At 58.0% G+C, this 23,487-nt stretch carries 18 protein-coding genes; 3 read left to right on the top strand and 15 right to left on the bottom strand.

The window, feature by feature from the left end:
• Nucleotides 1-198 precede the first annotated feature (198 nt).
• Both ABH909_RS04385 and ABH909_RS04380 read left to right on the top strand, forming a co-directional pair.
• Complete coding sequence (locus ABH909_RS04385; protein ID WP_429430788.1) at nt 199-450, top strand: hypothetical protein; 252 nt, start codon at nt 199-201, stop codon at nt 448-450.
• Nucleotides 447-1,211: a Fic family protein gene (locus tag ABH909_RS04380; protein ID WP_429430786.1), complete on the top strand. Its 765-nt coding sequence runs from the start codon at nt 447-449 to the stop codon at nt 1,209-1,211. The genes ABH909_RS04385 and ABH909_RS04380 overlap by 4 nt, the downstream gene beginning before the upstream one ends.
• 46 nt (nt 1,212-1,257) lie before the next feature.
• On the opposite strand, the gene ABH909_RS04375 is transcribed toward ABH909_RS04380, so the two are convergent.
• Nucleotides 1,258-1,641, bottom strand: coding sequence for an SCP2 sterol-binding domain-containing protein (locus ABH909_RS04375; RefSeq protein WP_183680692.1), 384 nt, complete (start codon nt 1,639-1,641; stop codon nt 1,258-1,260).
• 587 nt (nt 1,642-2,228) lie between these two features.
• Here ABH909_RS04375 and ABH909_RS04370 point away from each other — a divergent pair.
• Entirely contained in the window at nt 2,229-2,609 is a 381-nt protein-coding gene (locus ABH909_RS04370; RefSeq protein WP_429430784.1) for a DUF6124 family protein, read from the top strand.
• A 152-nt stretch (nt 2,610-2,761) separates the two neighbouring features.
• Here ABH909_RS04370 and ABH909_RS04365 read toward each other — a convergent pair whose 3' ends face one another.
• The 14 genes from ABH909_RS04365 to tssH all read right to left on the bottom strand — a co-directional run bounded on the left by ABH909_RS04365 (nt 2,762) and on the right by tssH (nt 23,482).
• Nucleotides 2,762-3,505, bottom strand: a complete 744-nt coding sequence (locus ABH909_RS04365; protein ID WP_429430782.1) for a hypothetical protein — start codon at nt 3,503-3,505, stop codon at nt 2,762-2,764.
• Nucleotides 3,506-3,507: 2 nt separating this feature from the next.
• Complete coding sequence (locus ABH909_RS04360) at nt 3,508-6,558, bottom strand: hypothetical protein (protein WP_429430780.1); 3,051 nt, start codon at nt 6,556-6,558, stop codon at nt 3,508-3,510.
• Nucleotides 6,555-7,559, bottom strand: coding sequence for a sel1 repeat family protein (locus tag ABH909_RS04355; RefSeq protein ID WP_429430778.1), 1,005 nt, complete (start codon nt 7,557-7,559; stop codon nt 6,555-6,557). Before ABH909_RS04355 ends, ABH909_RS04360 begins: the two co-directional genes overlap by 4 nt.
• Nucleotides 7,560-7,597: 38 nt before the next feature.
• The gene (locus tag ABH909_RS04350) at nt 7,598-9,658 is read right to left on the bottom strand and encodes a type VI secretion system tip protein VgrG (RefSeq protein WP_429430776.1); all 2,061 of its coding nucleotides are present in this window, start codon (nt 9,656-9,658) and stop codon (nt 7,598-7,600) included.
• A 28-nt stretch (nt 9,659-9,686) separates the two neighbouring features.
• Nucleotides 9,687-10,703 carry a serine/threonine-protein kinase gene (locus ABH909_RS04345; protein ID WP_429430774.1) on the bottom strand — a complete coding sequence of 339 codons (1,017 nt, stop codon included), beginning with the start codon at nt 10,701-10,703 and terminating at the stop codon, nt 9,687-9,689.
• Nucleotides 10,700-11,428 carry a PP2C family protein-serine/threonine phosphatase gene (locus tag ABH909_RS04340; protein WP_429430772.1) on the bottom strand — a complete coding sequence of 243 codons (729 nt, stop codon included), beginning with the start codon at nt 11,426-11,428 and terminating at the stop codon, nt 10,700-10,702. Before ABH909_RS04340 ends, ABH909_RS04345 begins: the two co-directional genes overlap by 4 nt.
• Entirely contained in the window at nt 11,428-14,952 is a 3,525-nt protein-coding gene (gene tssM / locus ABH909_RS04335) for a type VI secretion system membrane subunit TssM (RefSeq protein ID WP_429430770.1), read from the bottom strand. The genes ABH909_RS04340 and tssM overlap by 1 nt, the downstream gene beginning before the upstream one ends.
• A 13-nt stretch (nt 14,953-14,965) precedes the next feature.
• Nucleotides 14,966-15,841: a type IVB secretion system protein IcmH/DotU gene (icmH, locus tag ABH909_RS04330; RefSeq protein WP_429430768.1), complete on the bottom strand. Its 876-nt coding sequence runs from the start codon at nt 15,839-15,841 to the stop codon at nt 14,966-14,968.
• A 5-nt stretch (nt 15,842-15,846) separates the two neighbouring features.
• Nucleotides 15,847-17,178, bottom strand: coding sequence for a type VI secretion system baseplate subunit TssK (tssK, locus tag ABH909_RS04325; RefSeq protein ID WP_429430766.1), 1,332 nt, complete (start codon nt 17,176-17,178; stop codon nt 15,847-15,849).
• 2 nt (nt 17,179-17,180) lie between these two features.
• A complete protein-coding gene (gene tssJ / locus ABH909_RS04320; protein ID WP_429430764.1) occupies nt 17,181-17,681 on the bottom strand; it encodes a type VI secretion system lipoprotein TssJ in 501 nt (166 codons plus the stop codon).
• A gap of 5 nt (nt 17,682-17,686) precedes the next feature.
• Complete coding sequence (tagH, locus tag ABH909_RS04315; protein ID WP_429430762.1) at nt 17,687-18,877, bottom strand: type VI secretion system-associated FHA domain protein TagH; 1,191 nt, start codon at nt 18,875-18,877, stop codon at nt 17,687-17,689.
• Between the two features lie 17 nt (nt 18,878-18,894).
• Complete coding sequence (locus tag ABH909_RS04310; protein WP_007894589.1) at nt 18,895-19,035, bottom strand: hypothetical protein; 141 nt, start codon at nt 19,033-19,035, stop codon at nt 18,895-18,897.
• Nucleotides 19,036-19,305: 270 nt separating this feature from the next.
• Entirely contained in the window at nt 19,306-20,823 is a 1,518-nt protein-coding gene (locus ABH909_RS04305; RefSeq protein ID WP_429430760.1) for a sigma-54 interaction domain-containing protein, read from the bottom strand.
• 10 nt (nt 20,824-20,833) lie between these two features.
• Nucleotides 20,834-23,482, bottom strand: coding sequence for a type VI secretion system ATPase TssH (tssH, locus tag ABH909_RS04300; RefSeq protein WP_429430758.1), 2,649 nt, complete (start codon nt 23,480-23,482; stop codon nt 20,834-20,836).
• Between the last annotated feature and the right edge of the window lie 5 nt (nt 23,483-23,487).

Genomic DNA, 23,487 nt, shown 5'->3' with positions numbered 1-23,487 from the left:
GCATCGCGGGCAAGCCACGCTCCCACAGGATTTAGGCGATCCCTGTGGGAGCGGGCTTGCCCGCGATGAATCCACCCCGATCCAACTGAATCACCACAACCCCATTGTGGTGAGGGAGCTTGCCCCCGTCCGACTGAGCCAGCAACGACAGGAAGCAAGCGCCCTGCTATGATTTGTCGGCAAATAGAGGGCTTTCCTATGACCCAAACAGCCAGTGTTGCAAGCCAAGTCCGTAAGCTTGCTAAAGAAAACAAGGTCACTGCTGGACGTGACGGCATGAGTCATATGGCAGTGAGCATTACCCATTTGGCTGGCGATGCCGTCGAGTTGGATGGCATCGAACAGTTGCTCGTCAATCTCAAGAGAAAAGGCGTTCTGAGCAAGTCTGAAATCCTGGCGCTTCAAGGGCGCTATCTTCAGGAAAGGCGCGCACAGAAACGTAGCGCATGACTTTTGATCCATTCGGCGACTTTGATACTGCTGGATATCTTCAAAACTCGCTGCAACTGAAAGATCCCACTGAAGTAAAAGAGTCAGAGCATCTTTCGTTCGAATTGAGTATCGAAGATGCGCTTGCCTATTTGGCAAAGAAGAAGCCAATCGATTACAAGACAGTCCTCAAAGTTCACGAGATCCTGTTCTCCGGCTTCTATCACTGGGCAGGAAAAGATCGGAACGAGCTTGTCCCCCACCTGGCAGTCTTCAAGGGTTCCCTCGACGATCCCCGCAGCACCGTCTTCGAGCGCCCAGACTCCATCAAAATGTCTGTCAACTATGCGCTTAAACTAGCAGCTGACAAGAAACGCTTCAGAGCCCATCCCGGCGGTGTGATGGGCCAGCTGGCTTTCGCACACCCCTTCCTGGACGGCAATGGGCGCACGATTCTATTAGTCTTCATGGAACTCTGTTATCGAGCCGAGTTCGCCATCGCATGGTCAAGGACAAACAAAGACGACTACCTGCGGGCACTCAGCGACGAGATCCGAGAGCCTCGCGAGAGACATCTCGATAACTACCTCACCCCGTTTGTAGTCGATATATCCAGTCGTGACGAGTGGCCAGAAACCATCAGTGGTATCAGAGGCCTGGATGGCCTGGACAAGGAAGACATCACATACGCGAACATGGACAACCCGCAAGTCCAGCAGATCTATAAGACGTACCGAGCCCAGCCACTCGACGCCCGCGGGCCTACTGAGTCGGATGGCTGAAGAGGCTGGCTAGCTCTCGAAAATCCCGGCGAGCTACCTGAAAGACTTATGCCTTCGGCTTGGCCTTCTTCGGCTTCAAATACTTGGTCAACCCCTGAAACCACATCACCAGCGCCGGGTTGCCCTTGATCTGAATCGACTTGTCCTGAATCCCCGTCATAAACGCCAACTGCTTGTTCTTCGCCTGCATCGTGGCAAAGCCATACGCCGCATCCTTGAATGCAATCGCAAACGCCGGCTCGGCATACACGCCCGACTTGCTGGTAATGCGCTGATCCTTCACAAAGAAATGCCGCGCCACTTTCCCGTCCAGGGTCTGTAGCTGAAACACCAACGCCTTGTCACCCAACTGCTGCTGAAACGCAGGATTAGTCCGACTGGCCTTACCCATCAACAAACCCAGCATCCACAGAAGAAAACGAAATTTCATGCGCACAGCCTCAAAGAAGAAATGAACGGCTGGCGCAGTGTAGCGGCTTCAAGCCAGAACGCCACTGTCGGGTTGCGTTAGAAGAAGATGAACCGCTTTTCCAGCATGATGACCGCCAAGTCACGCTTTAGTGCCTCAACCCTGATCGTTGCCACGCTCCCGCGTAGGAATGCATCCCGTGACGCTCCGCGTCATACCCAACACCCGCCCTACACCTGAAGAAACACATTCCTGTAGGAGCTGCCGAAGGCTGCGATCTTTTGATCTTGATGCCCTCAAACTTATCGGACATTTCCTTCAAAACGCCGAGCTGTCCATGAACTAGGCAGCTTGGCCCCTCATCGATAACCTCTGTTCGTCACCGCAAAATCGGTGATTCGGACGTGCAAGTCCAGAATCGGCACACAATCGGTTATGGCTATTCATCGAGCGTTTTCTTATGCTCGCGAATCGTTATGGCGGCTGTGTATGGGAGACCTTCGGGTTTGCCGGTTTGCCGATTCCGGTCTTGCACACCTATACACAGCTGCCACCTCATTCGAAGCGCAAGCGAAACGGTGTTAGCTCCTAATATCGGTACTATTTCAATGATCAAGCCAACACCGAATCCTCCTGAAAACCCAGCCACATCCCCCTACGAATCCTTCGATTCCAGAAAACTCCACGAAGCCGCCGAACGCGCCCTCGACCACCATTTCGCTCCACCACCCAACGAAAAGCCCAAACGCAAAGGCAAGCTCTTCACCGTCTCCCCCGACATCGACACCGAAGCCCTCCTGGCCAACGCCTCGGAAGACCTGCTGTCCATCAGCGCCATCGCCGCCAACCTGGCCGACGACGTGGACGGTGAACGGCGCTCCTTAGCCTTGGCGTTCAGCAGATTGGCGGATGGGGTCCGGTTATTGGTGGAGCGAGCGCTGGATCATATTGATTCGCCGAATCCGGCGGAGCATCGGGTGAAGGTGTAGCGGAACCACGAATAGAAAAGGGGACGTTGCGTCCCCTTCAGCATATCAACGGCCACTCTCCGTCAATTGATCCTTCCGAGGTTACAGCAAGAAAAGGGACGGATTTATTATGCTCAAAAAAACAGTCCGCCCCCACTCGCTCAAAATCAAGGTTACTTAAACAACGTTTTCAAACCCTCATAATCATAGCGAGTAAAAGCTTTCTCGATACCTTGCGCCGCTACGTCTAAATACTGCGGAGATTTCAAGTCACTGGCCTTATATACAGAAAAAATTGTGCCAGAGTCGAATTGATGCTGGGAGCTGCCTTGCTTAATAGCAACTGACGGAGATTTAGACACCAAATCGTCCTGAGACTTATAAACCCTCACCAAATGGATGTCCTTGTACTGAGCCTCATCGACATTCAAAGCTACTGCTGGAGTATTACCCAAAGATTCTGTTGAAATTTTTCCCGTAGTATTCTTCCACTCATCAGAAAACTCATAGATAGACTCCTCATAATCCTCGACGAGCGGTCTGTTAAGATCACAAACTGCCTTATTGACAAGAATACCGTTTCTGTCATTACGTATATTTGCGTATATACAATCGACAACGACACTGTCTCCTTGCCTACTCAGAGTAAAGTACGCTTCAAACGGAGTGCTCGACGCCAAATTTTCATAGTGCAAGGCTTTAGTGCCATTGAAGTCAACGAAATCTCTCGTGACTTCTCCTTTGTCGCCAACGACACCATCAACAACCTTACTTCCACCAGACCAGCTAACTTTCAGGCTCTGAGTTTCCTCATTTACTTCATAAACATCGCCCGCAGAGACCGTTGCTTTTTCAGCAGCAGATACAGTGACCGACAGGCTGATGCATAACAACGCAAACAGGTTTATCTTTTTCATTTCTATCGGGTCTCCGGCGCTACGGATGTAGCTCTCAAAATAGCTTCAAATTTAGTGGCATAACTCGCGATCAGAACCTTCTGATCAGAACCATTGATAACTTTACGAGCGCCTTGATAATCCTTGGTGGTGTTATTGACATAGGTGCTCAATTTTTGATTGGTAAAAACACCCTCTTTCATACCCCAAATCATAATTGGAACTGAATTTTTAAATCCAGCGGCCTCTTCAGGACTTCCAACAAAATCTATCCCAAAATAATCTTTGGCTTTCTGATAGTTGTTTTTCCAAGTCAAATGCACCAATCCACGCCCACGATATTTATAACCGTCACCCTGGACGGTGTTTCCATTATCTGTCGCTCTCTGCCGATGCGCAGCGCTGGATGCAAGAACAGGATCATATTTGTCAAAATAACTAACCGGCCCGACCTCTGGAGAAGCGCTAAAATACTCGGCAATAGTATAGTTGTATGCCTCATGCCTAGCCGTTGCAAACATATACGACAACTCATATATTGTCAGCATTTCTCTATTTTTATCGACGTAGATATTTATGTTTTTCACGATTTCCCGTAGATTTTCTTTCGACTTAGCTGAAAGTGCTGGAGATTCATCTTGGAACGATGCGTGCTGTTCGGCATACATAGCCACAAAACGTTCTACATCTATGTATACGGATTGACTCATGAAATTTTCAAGCAATGCTATCGGGTGAAAATGCCAAATTAGGCTAGAACTGATAGCCGCCGTTCCAGCAAGCTCATCCCAAAAAACATACTTACTAATGCGCTCTTTTTCATGCTTCAACGTCTTCGGGGATGTTTCCAACAGTTGATCCAACTTACTCCACTTAGCAGAGTCCGCCTTATCCTTCCACTCGGTCGGATGATGAGCGATCAGCTTCGCCCACTGCGAACGTGTTTCAACGTTTTTTAACGCCTCTGCGAGCTCGCCAGAATCGACTTCACCATCATGGTTTTTATCAATTTTCATGAGCAAATCTTTGAAGAACTGCGGCATGTCTTCGGGGTCGAGGAAACCGTCTGCCATAGCGTTTGTTTCTTCAACAATATGGAATCCCAATTTTTCCCAGTCGTGCTGGGTGACGATTTGGGCGCCTGCTTTTTTCACTAGTCCGCTGACCAGTTGAGCATCCTTAGTAACACTGACCTTGTACCAGTCTTCAGTACCTTCCTTTATGACAGGAGCCTTACTGAGGTCGACAGCATGGTCGAGTTTGAGCACTGTCATGCCCGTCGCCGGGGGTGTTTTCTTGAGCTCCGTTCCGGTCGGCAAGTGCAGGTACTGTTTGCCTGTTTTCAGACCAGCGAGGTTTTTAAGGAAGTCTTTCACTTCCGATTCGGCGGTGAATATTTCGACGTGAACCTGAAACTTGCTGTCCGACGCGCCTTGCTCGCTAGTGAGATTTTCCGTTTGCCCCAAATAGCCGATCGGGTCGCCAGCCTTGATTCCAATGCTAGTCGTCACAACCTCAAACTCTGTAGGCGTGAGCGTCTCCCACTGCACGTACTGGCTATCCGGATCGCTTTCGACAATGGCCCAGAAATTTGATGGTACGCTCCCCGTGCCTGTCCATATGCTAGCTTCCACCGGTGTACATGGGGCCATTCGCCGCAATTTGTTGTCGAGAACCAAGCTCACAACATCCTTGCTATCGAACGCAATAGTGCTGCTGACCGTTATCTCACGACTTTCTTCTATACGTGCACCTGCAGGTTGCCCATCCGTAGGGTTCGCTGGTGCGGCATACATCGCCAAGCGTTTGCACGTCCTAGCTTTTACTTTCCCGTGCCAATACTTTGGCTTGGCACGTTCCGGTACATCGTCCGCGAACCAAATACGTTTGGGTTGGGAGTTTTGGTAAGGTGCACCATTTTTCAAATAGGCGAACCAAACCTCTCTCCCTGCTTCACGAACTTTGTGTGACCCGTTCTTTATACTGCCGGAAAGGATTTTTCCTTTAGCATAGGTGACGTTACCGACGCTTCTCTGCTCCAGCACCTCAAGCTTGGTGCCCATAGACAGTTTTCCGGGTGACTGAACGCTGCTTGTTTCGGGAAACTCGTCGTATGCCTTGAAGTCATTTACCTTCATGGTCACTTTGGGTTTTGGTGTTTCTTCCTCGGATAGTGGATAGCGCTTATAAGGCAGCAAATGCATATACAGACTGTAGAAGTTCAGCTTGTTTTGCTTGCCTTGGTTCGGCCCTTCTTCCGGATTGGGTGCCGACTTGTACTCGTGACGCACCAGGCAGAAGGAGTTGGAATATTTCAGCTTTTTCTCGTTGTCGCCGAACGTCGACTCCAGATAATCCTCATTAAGGCGATACGCAACGACCTCACCATCGGCCATGCAACGTATCGGCTCATTCAGTACGCATTGTGGGGCACTTGCATCGCTGATATGGATGCCGCCATGCCAAAACTTGTTGCTCCCCAGCAGGTAATGCCCTGACTTTTCATTTTCGAGCGCTTTGTAGACATCTTCGGCGTCGTTGAACTGCTTACCGTCAGCTTTTCGGAATGGATACTGAAAATTCATCAGCGGCGAAGCGGCCTCTGCTGTTGGGGCAGGAACAGGAGCAGGAGCAGGCGCTGGCTGGGCACCTCTAAATTGGGGTTTTGGACGCAAAAACTTTTCTGGCATTGGCCAGTAGCGACTATCTTCACCGTATTTTGCGGATTTCGGTCCGTTTGAGGATTGCGACCCGAAAAAATTTCCCTTATTGCGACTGGGGCTAACGATGTCCTCAATAACCCCTGTATGCCCGTGAAATACGATCCAAAGTGCAACATCACCAGGCTCGACACTCGCAAGCGGAATTATCTCGAAATAAATAGTGTCCGTATTTAGCTGTGCCGTTGTCATGTACGGAATTGTATACCCCGCATCCTTCAGCATTTGGTACAAAAGATTGGAACAATCAATCTCTTTCTTACCGTTATTATTATGATCGATGTCGCCCTTATGGGGGCCGTATTCATAACCGCTGCGGTATTTATCCCGCTGTTCAAGTAGTCCGGTACTCATCGGAAGCTTCCTGCTTTAATACATTGAATTGAGTCATCACTAACGACACCTTGAGTCGCCAAGCGGTCAACAGCACTAGTACCGGACTCGAGGTCAGATTTTTGAGCTTCCCTATAACACGCCATAGCCCGAGGTAGGTCAGCAGGGACGACAGTGCCCATTTCGTACACCTCGCCCAATCGAATCCGTGCGTTAGTTGACCCCTGGCTAGCGGCACGCTCCAATGTGGCCATTGACTGCTTCGGGTTGATACAGCCGTGATTTTCGTCGTACTCACCCTCATCGCAGTAAAAATCTGCGAGCGTCAAACCCGCGTCCGGAATGCGTTCTGAAGCCTGGATCAAAAGCTGCAGGATTCTGGAATTCTCCAATCGCGGTGCTTGCCCAGAAAGACTGATTCCCGCAGCAGCAAATGCAGCTTGGGCCGAACCTTTTCGGGCGCCATCTAAATAGCTATCCAATGCCGCCGCGTACAAATAGACACCTGACTCGGGAGATGCCTTATTAACCAGCCTGTCGAATATCACGCCTTTCTTCAGTTCTCGCTCACTGAGCTCTGGTTCCTCTGATCGAGCAACTTCATCCATCGCTGCTTCGAGCGACCAATCTTCAACACGGTTTAGAACCCAACAATCGCCATGCTTGAAGACGAAAACCTTCAAAAACTGGCCCGTTTGATCGCGGACAATCACCCTGTTCGGCAAATTGATCTCGATCGTGAGATTCGATTTGGCGGCATTTTCCGAAAGCAGTACTTTCAATTCGTCGGTAGCCAACTCCTTCAGGCTACGCTCAACAACCTTTGGTATGTTGCCATCAGCTATTACGTGAACCTGCTTCACAGGGGACGCGATAAAAGCTTTCTGTACCTCTGGTTCGGATGAAAAAGCTTTGACGAAATCAGCAAAGTTGCTGCTCGGACATTGGGCGTCGCTGGGCGACGAGGCAAAGGCACCGGTGTTCATCCCCAAGCTCAACAGTGCAATGGAAAACCACTTCATCTGCCTTACGTGTTTGTTTGTTGTCATCACGAACTTCATCACTCAGAAAACACAAAAAAAGCCTTCGGTTTAACCTTCTCAGGCACCGCATTCCCCAACGCCTGATCCATCAAACTCCCCGCCTTATCCTTATCCGTAGCCCCCGGCAGCACCGGTGGCTTAATCCCAATCCCGGTCCCACTCCCCGCCGAGCCACCGGCATTAATCTTCACCACCGGCCCAACAACCGTCACACCACCCGCATCGAGCTTGATAAAACTCCCACCGGCCTTAACCGTGAGCTCCATCCCGGCTTCGATAACAATCTTGTCCCCAGCCTTCAGGTGAATCTCTTTCCCCGCACTGGTCAGCTGCGCAGTCCCCAACTTCACATGCTGGTTCTGCCCAATCGTCAGGTGATCATCCACCCGCACCTCACTCTTGCGATCAGCAATGGTGGTGCGATGTTCTTCAGCCTTCAGCTCGGTGTAGGTGTTCTTCTCCACCGTGTCGTGGCGTTCATTCCCCACCCGAATCTTCTGGTCATGCTCAATGTTTTCATCCCAATCCCGCTGGGCATGGATAAAGATCTGCTCGGCCCCTTTCTTGTCTTCAATCCGCAGTTCGTTGTACCCACCGCCACCCGGTGAGCTGAGGATTTTGAATACGGTGCGGGTTTTGTTTGTGGGCAGGTCGTAGGGGACGAGGTTTTCCTTGTGGTACAGGCACCCAGTCACCAACGGTTGATCGGGATCCCCTTCGAGGAAGGTGACAAGCACTTCCATGCCGATCCGCGGGATGGCGATGGCGCCGTAGCGGTCGCCGGCCCAGCTCGAAGAGACGCGCATCCAGCAGCTGGTTTTGTCATCGGCCAACCCTTCGCGGTCCCAGTGGAATTGGACTTTGATACGGCCGTATTGGTCGCAGTGGATTTCTTCGCCTTTGGGGCCGGTGACCATGGCGGTCTGGCTGCCGAGGACGCGGGGTTTGGGGTGTTCCAGGGCGGGGCGGTAGAACACGTTCCACGGGGTGGCGAGGAAGCGGTTGCGGTAGCCCTGGTGGAAGTCGTCTTTGTTGTTGGTGGTGTCGCTGGTCACGGATTCTTCGAGCACTTGCGGCTGTTTGCCTTCGTGGACGATTTCCGTGAGCAGCCAGAGGTCGTTCCACTCGGTGCGCGGATGGTCGGAGATTTCCAGGAAGTGGCCGCTGGCGAGGGTGGTCTGGTCGCCGTGGCCTTCGGCTTGCTGGTAGTCGGCGCGGTGGCGTTCGAGGGCGCGTTGGCTGAGGAATTTGCCGCGGGCGCGGTCGAGGAAGCGGCCGGGGTAGTCGTAGTCTTCGAGGTCCGGTTCGGCGCTTTCGCCGTCGGGTTTGCCGTCGGGTTTATAGCCGGCTTCGAGTCTCAGGTTGGGCTTTTCGAAGTCGTAGTCGCGGCGGGTGACGCGGCCGGTGCGGGTTTCCAGGCGCAGTTTGAAGCCTTTGATTACCGGTTCATCGGCGACCATGCCGCTGCCTTGTACATAAGCCGTTGGCTGGCCGAGTTTGGGGAACACGGTCTGGTCGTCGCCGAATACCAGCAGGTGGGCTTTTTCGCTGTGCTGGAAGTGGTAGTGAATGCCTTCTTCTTCGCACAGGCGCTGGACGAAGTGCAGGTCGGTTTCGTCGTATTGCACGCAGTAGTCGCGGTCCGGGCACGGGGTGTTCAGCTGGAAGCGGTAGGCGTTGCCTTTGATGCCGTGTTCTTCGAGGATCAGCGCGATGATTTTCGGCGCCGACATCTGCTGGTAGATGCGCTGGTTGGTGCGGTGATGCAGGTATTGCAGGTGCGGCACCAGGGAGACTTTGTAGCGGGTCAGGCGCTTGCCGGCATCGCCTTGGGCGACGCGGTAGATCTGGCCGTGGATGCCGCTGCCTTTCGGGTCGAATGCGAGGAACGCCTGCTTGTGCAGAAGCTTTTCCAGATCCAGGTCCGGGTTTTCGCTGACCAGTTCGAGGTCGAAGCGATACGGCTGGCTGATGCCTTCGGTACCGGTGAACGACAGCACTTGCAGGTCGCCGACCTGATCGCCTTGAGAACCGTCGACGGTCAGGCTGAAGTGCGTTTCGTTAGCTGGGTTGAACATTGCTTGCTCCCTGTTCGAATGTCATCCGTTACGCTCGAAGTCGCAGACGTTGTAGCCAGGACGAAGTGGCGCCCAAGGCGTCACGCAATTGGGCGGCGGTGATGGTGCGCTTGGCCGCATCGAAAGCCAGCGCCGTTCGCAGGGCTGGCCAGCAGTGTTTCGGTAGATGCTTGGGTGCTTGCAGTTCGCGTTCGAGATGCCCATCGCGGGCCTCGGTCGACGGCAAACGGCGGAACGGGTGCTTGCCGCCCGCCAGTTCGTAGATCACGCAGGCCACGCCATACACGTCCGCGCTGGCCGACAGCGTCTGGCCTTCGAGCAGTTCAGGGGCGGCATAGCCGGGGGTCCAGGCGTTGAAACGGTTGCGGCTCAGGTGCGGCAGGCCGGGCAGGATGCCTTCTTGCGCTTGGCCAAGGCCGAAGTCGAACAGGCGCACGCCGTCTTCGCTGAGCATCACGTTGCTTGGTTTCATGTCGCCGTGCAGCACGCCGCGCGCATGGGCGTAGGCCAGCGCGTCGAGCAGCGGCAGCGCGATGTCGCGCAGTTCTATCCACGGCAGGCCCAGGGGCCGCTCGCAGAGTAATTTGTCCAGGGTGAGCCCACGCATGAGTTCCATGGTGATGAAGGCGCGCTGACAGTCGGTGTCCACTTCAAAGGTGTGCGGTCGCAGCACATTGTTGTGACGCAGTCGTCGGGTCAGGGCGAACTCGCTGTAGAGCAAGGCGCTGGCATCCGGCGATTCGGCAAATTCTTCGCTGAGTATTTTCAGCGCGATGTAAGGGTCGGGGTCGCCGAACTGTTCGCTCAGCAAGTCCCGTGCGCGGTAAACCGCGCCCATGCCACCGGCACCGAGCAGGCGCTCGATACGGTAACGTCCCGCCAGCACGTCCGGCAGTTCGCCGATGCTGGCCCGGGTGGGCGCCAGCGCGGGTTTGGCTTTATGCGGCTTTGCGTTTAGAGGCGTGGCGAAGGCGAAGTAAGTCAGGTTATTGGCTTCTTCCTCGGTCACCAGCAGGTCGTCGATCGGTGGCATGAATTCAGTCATTGGCGGATCACCACGGCGGTCAGGTTGTCCCGCGCCGAGCCACGCAGAGCGCCGTCAAACAGACGCTCAAGCGCAACGTGCGGCGCGGTCAGGCTCAGGGCGTTACCCAAGGCATCGCTAGTCAGCCCTTGATACAAACCGTCGCTGCACAGCAAAAACGCATCGCCTGGATAGACTTCGAGTTCGAGCACGTCCAGGGTCAGCTGCTCGGCAGCCCCGACCGCACGGGTCAAGGCATGGGCGGCTGGGTGAGCCTGGGCTTGCTCGACGCTCATGTTCTGCTCGTCAATCAGTTGCTGTTGCAGCGAATGGTCCTTGGACAGCTGATACAAACGCTGGCCGCGCCACAGGTAGCAGCGGCTGTCGCCGGCCCAGATGCAGGCCGCGCGATTGCCTTCCACCAGCAGCGCCACCACGGTGCTGCCCATGATGCTGTCGTGACGCCCGGCGGTGACGGTCAACTCCTGGCCCAAGCGACGGTTCAGCCAGTGCAGGCACTGGCGAATGCCTTTGAGTCGTTCGTCGAAGCCGTCCTGCACCGGCAATTCCGCCAGGCTGGCGACGATCAACTGGCTGGCGATGTCGCCACCCTGATGACCGCCCATGCCGTCCGCGACCACCCACAGCCCCTGCTGTGGACAGTCGAGAAAAGCATCTTCGTTGCGCGCCCGAACCTTGCCCGGATCGGTACGCGCAGCACTGCGCCAGGGACTGGCAACCAGCATCAGAGCTGCACCGGCATACGGAAAGTACGCAGCACACCCATGTCGAACGGGTTCGGCGTGCGCTGGCTCGACAGCAAGTAGTTGGCGCGCAGGCCACCCACGTCAGCCTTGAGTACCAGCACGTCGCGGCCCATCAGGTACTCGGTCTGCATCAGGTCGAACAGACGGAACAGCGACCATGGGCCGGAGTTCTTCTCGATGCCGATCGGGCGGCCGGCCATTTTGTCGAGGACCAGGCTGGTGCGACCGTCTTCAGCGTCGGTCGGCCATTTGAACGACACCGGCACGATCGGGCCGTGACGGTATTCGATGGTCTTGTCACCGAACTTGAACTCGGAACGGCTGACGGCCGGGTCGAGGGTGTACGGCTCCAGTTTGAACTGCACTTGCGGCTCGGCCGGGTTGCTGGCGAAAAAGCTCTGGCGGATCACTTGTGCCGCGGCCATCTGGTCGAGGTAGACCTTGGAGATCGGCATGCTGTGACCGTCAATGCTGCGCGGGCGGTAGTTGCCTGGGTCGCCACTCACGAACGGACGCATGTAGTTGTCGAAGAAGCGATCGGCGATGCCCTGGGCCTTGAAGAACTCACGGAAGTCGCTGATCGCGACGTCGCTGGTGCTGTGGGCGCTGAACGGGTAACGCTTGTTGATCGCCTTGCCGTAGAAGCTGTACAGCTCGCTCTGATAACGCTGGTTCAGGTATTGGTAGGAATCGTTGAGCACCAGACGCCAGGTGTCTTCGGCCAGCACGCTGAACCACACGCTGACAGGGCGCGGCAGACGGTTCGACGCGTTGCGCAAGTTGCTCAGCGCATCACGCTGGCCGCTCATACGGGTCTTGGCCATTTCGAACGCAGCCTGTTCCGGCGCACTGGCGCGGGCCAGGCTAGACAGTTGCAGTTGCAGGTCGTTGAGTGCTGTCAGTGCCGGGGTCAAATCAGCGGCCGGGCCGTTGTTGTCATCCAGCAAACGGTGCAGCGGTTCGAAGCGACGTTGCAGGGATTTTTTCGCGGTGTCGGGCAAGTTCTTCGCAATGTCCGACGCTTTGTCCGCGGCGGCCGCAGCGAGTTTGCCCAACTTGCCGCCCTTCTCATCCAGTTTGTCAGCCGCCTCGGCGGCTTCATCGGCGCTGTCTGCAATGACCTGGAAACGGGTGTTCTCGCGCACTTCCACCAGCAGTTGCAGCACCGGGGAGTTGGCGGACGTCAGGCCCGCCAGTTGCTCGGCGCCTTCACCGGCGTCGTTGATCGGTGGCAATGCCACCTGACCGACCGCTTCGCTCCAGAAATTGGCATAGTCGCGGAAATACAGCTGCTCCAGTTCGACCATCAGGCGACGCAAGTCCATGCCGCTGATGCCCGACCCTTCGCCCAGCACCCAGTTGTCACGCAGAATGTCGGTGACCAGTGTCGTGCCCTGGACCGAGAAATACTGCTGATAACCCTGTTGGGTGTAGAACCCCGGGATCACGTAATCGGTGCCGACAAACAGCGCACCCTGCGGGCCCAAGTGTTGGCTGAAGCGGTATTCCGGCAGATTGCGAGCCTGCTCGCGCAGCATCCGGTAAACCACGTTAGCCAGCGACTCGCTGCGCAAAACCTGACGCGCCTGCGTCACCAGTTGATCGTTCAGCGGGTAGATAAACGGCTGCTTGAGCAAGCGCTCGAAGTGGGTGTTCAAGCCGTTCTGCACCGCGGTGTTGCCGGCGTAGCGCAGGGACCAGTCAGTGGCGACCCAATCCTTGAGCCACGTAGCATCGCGGCGATCTTTCATGTTCAGCATCAGGTACGCACGCAGGCTGTTGAGCAGGCGTTCGCGGTCCTTCATGTTGGCGCGGATCTGCCCTTCCAGCAGGGTCGCAACCCGTGGCAGCAATTGCGCTTCAAGCTCACGCTCGTAGGCGCTCTTGACCACCAGATTGGCGTCTTCGCCTTGGTACAGGCCACCGCGCTCGTGGTACGACACGTCACCTTTGTTCGGGAAGACCTGGGTCGCCGCGTAGCGGGTGTCGAGGGTCTTGAGCACCGCCATGGAATCATCGCGGACGGTCAGGGCCGAGCGTTGCTGATTCCAGGTTTGCGCCAGTGAACGCAGGTTTTCCAGACGCTCATAGTTGGCCGAGAAACCGCCCGCCCACAGCATGCCGAACAGCGCCAGTGCCGCCAGTGCGCCCACGTACAGCGCACGCTGGCCCCAATGGATACGGCTGCGCTCGCGTTTATCCAGACCGGCCAGATCGGCCTCGGGGAAAATCATCCGGCTGAGCAAGTGGTGAATGAACCGCGAACGGCCGCTGCGCAGAGTCGGCAGCACGCCGGCGTTCATGCCCAGGTTGGCGCCGATGCCCGCAGTGGTCTGGTCCATCTCTTGGGTCAGGTGCGGTGCGCTGGTCAGGTAGAAACCGCGCAACTGGCTTACGCGCTGGTAGCGGTTGCCGGTGAACGCCATGTCGACGAACAGGCACAGGCGCTCGCCGATTTGCCCCAGTTGATGCGGAAAATCGAGGATGCGGCCACGGCGCTGGGTGTCGCGCTCCTGGTGCATGCGCATGATCACCTGGCTGTTCAGGCGACGCAGCAGCTCTTCGAGCTCGGCGCGCAGCACAGCCACATCAGTACCGCTCTGCTCTTTGCGGAAGCTGGTACCGAGTACTTGATCGCTTTCTTCGCGGGTCAGTTGATCGAAGAATTCGTCGAAACCGAGCAGGCGATCGGCCTTGCTCAACACCAGATAAATCGGCACGTCGACATGCAGTTTCTGATGCACGTCTTGCAGACGCGCACGCACCTGGCGAGCCAGGGTGTCGAGGTCTTGCTCGCTACCGCCCAGCAGGGTTTCCACCGGGATAGTCACCAGCACGCCGTTCAACGGACGGTTACGACGACGCTTGCGCAGCAGGTCGAGCAAGGTGCTCCAGGCGCTGCCATCGACTTCGGCATCCGGCTGGGTCAAGTAACGCCCGGCGGTGTCGATCAGCACGCCGTGGTCGGCGAAGTACCAGTCGCAATGCCGAGTGCCGAGGGTGTCGCGGGTGAGCTTGCGGTCGATCTTGTTGATCGGAAACTCAAGCCCCGAGAAATCCAGCAGACTGGTCTTGCCGCTGCCCTGCGGGCCGATCAGCAAGTACCACGGCAAATCACTGCGCCAGCGCTCGCTGCGACCGCGATACAGGCTCGAGGTCTTCAGGGTTTTCAACGCATCCTTGAAGCGTACACGAAGCTCTTTCTCCTCTTCGTCGATCAGCTCTTCGCGGCGGATACTGTCCTGGCCGTCTTCGGTTTCCTCGATGGCCTTCTTGCGCACACCGGCGCGCCAGCTGGCGAAGACCATGGTCAGGCCCCAGATCAGGAACAGCACACTGATGGTCAGCAGGCGGGAGGTCGAACCTTCCCAGAACTTGTAGTCATTGACCGCCAGCAGCGGCCCGACGAACCACACCAGCATCGCGATAAAGAGCACCAGCAGCAGGGTCCAGACCCAGGTCTGGCGCAGGAAAGCACCGACTTTCTTGAAAAACTTTTTCATCACACGTCCCTGTTTACGGCTTCGACTGCGGCTGAACCGCGACCGGATCCAGCTGCTGGTAAGGTTGCAGAACGGTTTCGCGTTGCTCGCCCAGCACCCAGGCGAAGCCCGAATACATCACCACCAGGCAGACCACGGTGAACAGCACCACCATCCAGGCCGGCACGATGCGCACCAGGCTGCGGCGCTGATCGTTCAAGCCTTCCCAATGCGGCGACAGCTCACGCGGCACGTCGCCGCGCAGTTGACGAATCTGCCGATACAAGGCATCGCGGATGCCTTCGAGTTCGAGCATGCCGCGGGCTTGCACCCGGTACTTGCCTTCGAAACCGAGGGACAGGCACAGGTACATCAGCTCCAGCATCGGCAGGTGCTTGACCGGGTTTTTCGACAGGCGATCCAGCAGCTGGAAGAACTTCTCGCCACCAAAGGTTTCGTTGTGGAAGCTGCTGAGCAGGCTCATCTGCGACCACTCGCTTTCGTTGCCCCACGGCGTGGTGACGACGGCTTCGTCGACCACGGTGCAGAGCACGTAACGGGCGGCCATCACCTGGCTGCTTTCAGCGCCGTGATGCAGCGCACGCACTTCAAACAACTTCAGCCCGGCAGTCAGTCGCTCGTTGAGCGCGTACAGGTCTTCGCGGGTGTCGCTGTGCTTGAGTCGCACCACTTCCGACAGCAAGTCGGACGCCGCTGCCACCAGCGAATTGAGGCTGATGTTGAACGCTTCGGCCGGGCGCAGGCGCGCGGCGTAGATCATCCGTTCTTCCAGCTGCTCAAAACGCGGCGGCGCAGCGAAATCAGTCAGCGGACTCGACGCCGGGCCGTGGCCTTGGCGGTCGAGCAGGATGGTTTTGTCGTCCTGGTTGTATTCCATGTCCTTGATCATGTCGGTCAGTTCCTGATGGCCCAGAATTTCAGTTCAAGCTCGGCGAATTCGCCGGACACGTGAAACGCGAAGCCGCCGGAGCGCTCGAGTTGCGCCAGGTCTTCAGAACTGAGTTCGAGGATGAAATAGGTTTTGTTGGAGTGGAATGCGATCTGCCGTGGGGCCACCGGCAACGGTTTGACCTTGATGCCAGGCAGGTGCAGGTTGACCAGTTGGCGAATGCGCTCCACGGGGCCGACCTTGAGGTGCGCCGGCAAGCGATGGCGCAGTTCTTCGGAGTCGCAGTTGGCACTGGCCGCGAGTACGAACGAGGCCGAGCCCAGCAGTTTGTGGTCGTGCAAGGGCGACACGATGATTCCGTACTGACGCGCTTGCAGCACCAGTTCGATGGCGTGCTGTTCGAGCACCATCGACAGCACCTGACGAATCGCTTCCATCAGTTTGCGGAAACTCGCGCCCTGATCGCTGTGCTGGTAACGGCTGTCCAGACGCGGGCGTTTGCTCTCGCTGGAAAACGTCGCCAGATCGCCGAGCATGGTCAGCAACGTGCGGTACAACTCTTCCGGGTGAACCTGTTCCAGGCCCAGGTAATGGCGCAGCAACAGTTCGGTGCGGTTGATCAGTTGCAACATCATGAAGTCGCCGATTTCCGCGCCACCGACCTTGCCGTTGGAGCTGATCCGCTCGGCAATCGTGTCGCCTCGGTGGCCGAGCATGCTGATGACTTCTTTGAGGCACGACAGCAAGTAGCTGGACGAGTGCGCCTGAATGTAGGTCGGCACGAAGTCGGGGTCGAGGCTGATCACGCCGTCGGGCGTAGTATCGAGCACTTCGCAGATCTTCAGCTTCACGTAGGCCTGGTCGCTCTGCTGCTCGCCGAGCAACAGTTTGAAGTCCGGCCGACCGCAGCTGACCTGGCTGGCGGAGTCGTCTCCCGCATTGGAGTCGGCGACTTCCGCGTCATACGCGGTGTAGCGCGCCAGCACGTCGGACTGCTCGGGGCGGCGAGATTCGATGTGGTTACCGGTCACCAGCGGCAGCGCCAGATAGATCGGCATGTTGCCAGTGTTCGGCGGCACGTCCAGGACCAACGGCTCGGTGTTGCCGCCCAGTTCGAACAGGCTGCCGTCCGGTAGAATCCCCGAGGCCTGGCTGATCACCAGTTTGCCCATGTTGAGGAACTGCAAGTCGATTTCCAGGTTCAGGAAACCCCAGATGTAGCTGCGCAGCAACTGGGTGCGGGTCTTCATCTGGTGGTCGTAGTAACGATCGTTGTGCTGGAAGTGCTGCGGACACAGCAGCATGCCTTCCTGCCAAATGACTTTATGCGCATTCATGATCAGTCATCCGCCTTGGCGAGCGTTTCGTGGGTATTGCGGATGCCGGCCTGATCGAGGGTCAGGTCCGCCACGGTGACTTCCAGCGCAGTGATTTGCACGGTGTAGCGCCATTTGGTTTCCGGCAGGTCGCGGTAGGCCGCGAGCACGCCGACATAACGGCTGCCCTCCTCTACGCTGAGCTTGAGCTCGACGGTTTCACCGGGGCGCAGCTCGAGTTCTTCGCTGGCCACCAGGTCCGGGACCAGGGATTCCTTGGCGCGTTCGTAGAGGCTGAAGAAATCAGCATTCTCGAACGTTACCGGGTGCTTGAGCTCCATCAGGCGCACGACAATCGGCGACGGACGACCGTTGAGGTCCGGGTTCAACTGATCGCTGGCAGTCAGCTTCAGGTTGAGTTTGGTCATGGTGGAATACGGCGACAGCGACGAGCAACCGGCCAACAGCACGAGGGTAGCGAGCGCAGTCAGCGTCTTGAAAAAAGCGGTCGAGCAGCGAGACATGCGCATCATCCTTGGTGGTCGGTGTGGAGGGTGGAAATCAGGCGGATCTGTTCTTCGTAGGCCTGTGCGAAGTCGCGGGCCAGGAGGCGCTCGCTCCAGTCATCATCCTGACGCAGGGCTTGGTGATAACGCCCGTAGGCTCTCCAGCGGCTGCCGGAGGTGGCGAGCAACGGCTTGCTGTCGCGCTCGAAGCACAAGGTCAGTTGTTGCGGCGAGAAGTGCTCCAGGGTGCCGCGAACGGCGGCGCGACTGGCGGTCAGCAACGCGACCTGATGCGCCTGCAAATCACGGAAGGCACGGGAGATCGCTTGCTCGGCCGGCAACTGACCCGGCTTGTTGCCTTGCAGCAGAATGCCCAGCGCTTCGCCGGCATCGACGGCAAATTTCAGCGGGTTCTTGGTGCCTTGCACGGTGGTTTGAGCCAGACGCAGTTCGTTTCTCAGTTCACTGCGGGTGCGCAGGCTCTGCTGCAAACCGCCGACGCTTTGCTTGAGCAAGCGTGCGGCGTTCAGGGCCAGGGCTTCGCGGGCGTCGTGGTCGAGGCCTTTGAGGTCCACGCCCAACGCCGCACCAAAGTGTTCCCAGAAACCTTCGCTCTGACGTTCGACCGCTTTGGGCGGCGCTGGCGCAGGTTCTGCCGGGGCATTGATCAGCTCCGGCACCACCAGGCTTTCCATGTCGATGCGCGCGTAGTCGGCACGCTGACGGGTGTCTTCGATGGTGGTGCTCGGGGAGATCAGCTCATCGATTTCCGAGTACACGCGCTCTTGCTGGTCGAGGGCATTGAGCGGGTCGAGGTCGAGGAACGCATCGTCCGGAATGATGCTGCCCGCGGCCTGCGGACGGCCGATTTCAACGTCGAATGTCGCCGGGTCGCGCACCAGTCGCGCACGAATCTCGAAGTCACCCAGCACGTACACACTGCCGTGCTCGATGCGCATTGGCTCGCCTTTGCGCAGACGCGCACCGCTTTCGCTGTCCTGAATACCGTTGCTGCTGGTATCGGTCAGGAAAAACGTGCCTTCGCGGTAGCTGATCAACGCGTGGTGGTTGGACAGGTGACGCTTGCGGTCGGGGATGATCCAGTCGCAATCCTCGCCCCGGCCAATCACGCCACCGGCCTGCTTGAAGGTCTTCTGGCACAAATCCGTGGGCACGAACTGCTTGGTGTTCAGCATTTCGAAAACCAGTTCCATGGTGATACTCCTTGCGGTCACTTGCCGCGATTGACCGCCTGCGGATCACCCAATGGGCGATAGGTGTTGTCGTTGTATTTGTAATTGCCGCTACAGCCGCCGAGGCCGCATAGAACGACGAGAGTCAGCAGGACGGCTTGCCAGTGACGAACAGGCATCAGAGGGTCTCCAGGGGTAGGCAAAGCACAAAGCGCCGACCCGTTCGGGTGGCGCTATAGAAAGCGAATGAGGTAAAACTGAGCGCTCTAGCCATGGGGCCTGAGCGCTGCCTTTGTGGCGAGGGAGCTTGCTCCCGCTGGGCTGCGGAGCAGCCCCAAAACCAGCTGTCCCGTTTATTCAGGCAGACCGTGTTGGCTGGATTGCGACTGCTGCGCAGTCGAGCGGGAGCAAGCTCCCTCGCCACAGGATTGCGTCGCTCAAAAATGGGGTTAACCATCGAAATCACCCAAATTGATATTCAGGCGCCCGAGGCGGTACAGCAGCGTGCGGCGCGGCAGCCCGAGTTCACGGGCGGCGAGGGTCTGGTTGCCGTCGTTTTTGCGCAGGCAGTCGAGCAGCAAACTGCGTTCGACCTGCTCCAGGCGTTCACGCAGATTCAGACTGTTGTCTTCCGGCATGGCTTCCATGCGCAGAGAGAAATGCTCGGCCAGCAACTCGCCGCCTTCACACAACAGCACCGCGCGTTCGACCAAACCTTTGAGTTCGCGAACGTTGCCGGGGAAGGCATAACCGCACAGGTGATCCAGCGCCGCGTCGGACCAACGCACGGCATCGCGTTGCAGAAATGCGCAAGCCTTGTCGGCGAAGTGTCGGGCCAGGTCGAGGATGTCGCCTTCGCGCTGACGCAGGGCCGGCAACTCGATCGGGAATTGCGCGAGGCGGTAGTACAAGTCTTCGCGGAATTTGCCTTCGTTGACCAGCACCGCCAAATCCCGGTGCGTCGCGGCGATGATGCGTACGTCGATCTTGTGGGTGTCGTTGGAGCCCAACGGGCGGATCTCGCCTTCCTGCAATACGCGCAATAGCTTGGCTTGCAGGGACAACGGCATGTCGCCGATTTCATCGAGCAACAAGGTGCCGCCATTGGCCGCGTCGAACAGCCCGGCACGGTCGCGGTCGGCGCCGGTGAAGGCACCTTTGCGGTAGCCGAACAGTTCACTTTCCAGCAGGTTCTCAGGGAACGCCGCGCAGTTCTGCACGATGAATGCCTGGGAACGTCGTGGACCGCAGTCGTGAATCGCCCGCGCCACCACTTCCTTGCCGGTACCGGTCTCGCCGCGCAGCAGCACGGTGTACGGGCTGTGCAAAACTTTGCTGATCAGCGAATAGGTCTGGCGCATCGCCGAACTCTTGCCGATCAGGCCATAACCGCTGACGTTCGGGACGCTGACCGACGCCGGTCGTGTATCGCCGGCCGGCCGACGCAAACGTTGCAGCAAGTGCAATTGGCCGAGCACGAACGAGCCCAGTTGACCGAGGGAATCAGCAAAGCCTTGCAGGTCGATCTGCCGGCGACTGGCACACAGCAGCAAACCTTCGACAGCCTTTTGCTGATTGACCAACGGCACACACAACAGTGACTGCCAGGGCGTGGCCTGGAGCGGTAGAAAACTGGTTTCGTGCAGGCTGCCGCTCAGCTCGCTGAGGCATACCACGCGGTTCTGGCACAAGGAAAATTGCAGCAGTTGTTCACCGTTGTAATCCGCCGGCAGGCTCGCCCCTTCCCGAGGTTGCAGAATGCCGTTCAGGCACTCGGCGTTCATCCCCAGGCAGGTATGAGTGGCGTCCAGCAGGTACAGCTGCGTCAACTCGCAGCCGCTGAGCTCGGCCAAACCGCGCACGAAGTCACCCAGCAGCGCAGCACCGTCCGCCGCGCGCGACAGGCTGGCGAATTGCGCCAGCAAGGCTTCGGCATAGACCAGCGGTTGCGGCACTTGAGTGAACATCACACCCACCTCAGGCGAACTCGCACATCACGCTGGCGTCACCGTCGAGCGTCGCATGCACACGCTTGAGGCTTTCGCCGGTAGCCATTGCGTCGAGCAAACGGTCAGCCACCAACGGCAGCACATGCAGGTCGAGCAAGTGGTCGATCAGGCGTGCGCCGCTGTCGCTTTGGGTGCAGCGCTCGGCCAGGTGATCGACGAGGTCCTGGGAATAAGTGAAATCGAGCTGACGACGGTTCAGGCGCTCGCCCAAACGACCCAGTTTGATTTCGATCAGCTCGCGCAGCACCGGGCCACCGACCGGGTAGTAAGGCACCACGCGCATCCGCGCCAGCAGCGCCGGTTTGAAGTGCTTGCTGAGCACCGGGCGAATGGTTTCTTCGAGGACTTCGGCGGTGGGCCGCGCACCGTTTTCGCAGAGTTCGCTGATGCGATCGCTGCCCAGGTTCGAGGTCATCAGGATCAGTGTGTTGCGGAAGTCGATCTCACGCCCTTCCCCATCGTTGGCCACGCCTTTGTCGAAGATTTGGTAGAACAGGTTGAGCACGTCCGGGTCCGCTTTCTCGACTTCATCGAGCAATACCACCGAGTACGGTTTCTGGCGCACGGCTTCGGTGAGCATGCCACCCTCGCCGTAACCGACGTAGCCCGGCGGCGCACCGATCAGGCGCGAGACGGTGTGCTTCTCCTGGAACTCGGACATGTTGATGGTGGTGATGAAGCGATCGCCGCCGTACAGCAAATCGGCAAGTGCCAGGGCGGTTTCGGTTTTGCCGACGCCGCTCGGGCCGACCAGCAGGAACACGCCGACCGGTGCATCAGGCTTGTTGAGGCCAGCGGCAGTGGCGCGCATCGAACGGTCGAGGGCATGAACCGCTTGTTCCTGACCACGAATGCGTGTGCGCAGGTCGGTGGCGAAGCTCGCGACCTTGGCGTTGTGTTCGCGGGCCAGTTGCGCCAACGGCACGCCGGTCCAGGCGCTGATCACTTCGGCCACCAGGCGCGGGCAGACTTCGAAGCTCACCAGACGTTCTTTGACCTGAAGCTCGGTCAGTGCTTTGTGAGTTTCGTTGAGTGCGACTTCCAGGGTTTCAACGCTTTGCGCTTCGTCCATCGGCAGCGTTTCGATCATGGTGCCTTCAGCGTCTTCTTCAACCGTGATGGTTGCTTCGACGGCAGCGGCTTCACGGGCCTCGGCCAGTTGCTGACGCAGGTCCAGCAGGCGCTCGGCCAATTTTTTTTGTTCGGTCCAGAGGGTTTCCAGAGCGACCCTTTCTTCTTCGGCGTCGGCCAGGCGATCTTCCAGAGCGTCCAGTGCTTCGTGATCGATCAGCAGACCGGCCTCGGCGTCGCAACGCAGGGCCTGACGCTGACGGCCACCTTCGGCCAGTTCACCCCGCAGGCGTTCCAGGCTTTCCGGGGCGGCGGCGAAGCTGATGCGCACCCGGGCGCATGCGGTGTCGAGCACGTCGACGGCTTTGTCTGGTAACTGACGGCCAGCGAGATAGCGAGCAGACAGTTCGGCAGCCGCAACCACCGCATCATCGCGCAGGTAGATGCCGTGGCTCTTCTCATAAACCTGAGCCAGGCCACGCAGGATGGTCACCGCTTCGCTGACGGTCGGTTCGTGCAGTTGCACCGGCTGGAAGCGACGGGCCAGGGCCGGGTCTTTCTCGAAGTATTTTTTGTACTCTGCCCATGTAGTGGCGGCGATGGTGCGCAACTCGCCACGGGCCAGGGCCGGTTTCAGCAGGTTGGCCGCGTCGGAGCCGCCGGCATTGCCGCCCGCGCCGATCAGGGTGTGGGCTTCGTCGATGAACAGGATGATCGGTTTCGGCGAAGCTTTGACTTCGTCGATCACGCCTTTGAGGCGACGTTCGAATTCACCTTTGACGCTGGCGCCGGCCTGCAACAGGCCCATGTCGAGGGACAGCAACTCGACACCTCTCAATACTTGCGGCACTTCACCGGCCGCAATGCGCGAGGCCAGGCCTTCGACGATCGCGGTTTTACCGACGCCGGCGTCACCGACCACAATCGGGTTGTTCTTGCGACGACGTGCGAGGATGTCGACCATCTGGCGGATCGCGCCATCGCGGCACAGCACCGGGTCGAGTTTGCCGTCGCGGGCCTGTTGGGTCAGGTTGTGGGTGAAGCGCTGCAGCAGCGATTCGCCGGGCACGGCGGGTTTGCCGGTGGCCGGTTGTTCTTTCTGCGACAGGGCGAATTCTTTCAGGCGCTCGATGTTCAGCTTGGCCAGCAACGACTGATAACGGCTGCCGGCGTAGCGCATCGGGTTGCGCAACAGGGCGAGGATCAACGCGGCTTGTTCGACCTGGCTCTGGCCCAACTCGAGGTTGGCCACCAGCAAGGCGTCTTGCAGCCACTGCACCAGTTCCGGGGCGAACACCGGGTTACGCGAGGCGCTGTGCTCGACCCGCGATTGCAGCGCGGCGCTCAGTTCGCCGGCATCGACTTCGGCATCCTGCAACGCGCGGGCGAGCAGGCCTTGCGGGCGTTCCAGCAGGCCCAGCAGCAGGTCTTCGACGAGGATCTTGCTGCCGCCACGGGCGACGCAGCGTTCGGCAGAACTTTCCAGGTCACGACGGGTTTCGGCGTCCAGCGCCTGGATAAGTTGTTGCAGGTCTACGTTGATCATGTGTC

The organism is Pseudomonas sp. BS3782 TE3695, from assembly GCF_050435305.1.
GTDB lineage: Bacteria > Pseudomonadota > Gammaproteobacteria > Pseudomonadales > Pseudomonadaceae > Aquipseudomonas.
This window is presented reverse-complemented; position numbering and strand designations above follow the sequence as displayed.

Bases quoted from the DNA above. Each gene is read 5' to 3' on its own strand.
- tssK (WP_429430766.1), bottom strand. From the start codon at position 17,178: ATGAATGCGCATAAAGTCATTTGGCAGGAAGGCATGCTGCTGTGTCCG.
- ABH909_RS04340 (WP_429430772.1), bottom strand. From the start codon at position 11,428: ATGCTGGTTGCCAGTCCCTGGCGCAGTGCTGCGCGTACCGATCCGGGC.
- ABH909_RS04365 (WP_429430782.1), bottom strand. From the start codon at position 3,505: ATGAAAAAGATAAACCTGTTTGCGTTGTTATGCATCAGCCTGTCGGTC.
- tssH (WP_429430758.1), bottom strand. From the start codon at position 23,482: ATGATCAACGTAGACCTGCAACAACTTATCCAGGCGCTGGACGCCGAA.
- ABH909_RS04375 (WP_183680692.1), bottom strand. From the start codon at position 1,641: ATGAAATTTCGTTTTCTTCTGTGGATGCTGGGTTTGTTGATGGGTAAG.
- ABH909_RS04380 (WP_429430786.1), top strand. From the start codon at position 447: ATGACTTTTGATCCATTCGGCGACTTTGATACTGCTGGATATCTTCAA.
- ABH909_RS04370 (WP_429430784.1), top strand. From the start codon at position 2,229: ATGATCAAGCCAACACCGAATCCTCCTGAAAACCCAGCCACATCCCCC.
- ABH909_RS04350 (WP_429430776.1), bottom strand. From the start codon at position 9,658: ATGTTCAACCCAGCTAACGAAACGCACTTCAGCCTGACCGTCGACGGT.
- ABH909_RS04310 (WP_007894589.1), bottom strand. From the start codon at position 19,035: ATGCCTGTTCGTCACTGGCAAGCCGTCCTGCTGACTCTCGTCGTTCTA.
- tagH (WP_429430762.1), bottom strand. From the start codon at position 18,877: ATGGAACTGGTTTTCGAAATGCTGAACACCAAGCAGTTCGTGCCCACG.
- tssM (WP_429430770.1), bottom strand. From the start codon at position 14,952: ATGAAAAAGTTTTTCAAGAAAGTCGGTGCTTTCCTGCGCCAGACCTGG.
- ABH909_RS04360 (WP_429430780.1), bottom strand. From the start codon at position 6,558: ATGAGTACCGGACTACTTGAACAGCGGGATAAATACCGCAGCGGTTAT.
- ABH909_RS04385 (WP_429430788.1), top strand. From the start codon at position 199: ATGACCCAAACAGCCAGTGTTGCAAGCCAAGTCCGTAAGCTTGCTAAA.
- tssJ (WP_429430764.1), bottom strand. From the start codon at position 17,681: ATGTCTCGCTGCTCGACCGCTTTTTTCAAGACGCTGACTGCGCTCGCT.
- ABH909_RS04355 (WP_429430778.1), bottom strand. From the start codon at position 7,559: ATGAAGTGGTTTTCCATTGCACTGTTGAGCTTGGGGATGAACACCGGT.
- icmH (WP_429430768.1), bottom strand. From the start codon at position 15,841: ATGATCAAGGACATGGAATACAACCAGGACGACAAAACCATCCTGCTC.
- ABH909_RS04345 (WP_429430774.1), bottom strand. From the start codon at position 10,703: ATGACTGAATTCATGCCACCGATCGACGACCTGCTGGTGACCGAGGAA.
- ABH909_RS04305 (WP_429430760.1), bottom strand. From the start codon at position 20,823: ATGTTCACTCAAGTGCCGCAACCGCTGGTCTATGCCGAAGCCTTGCTG.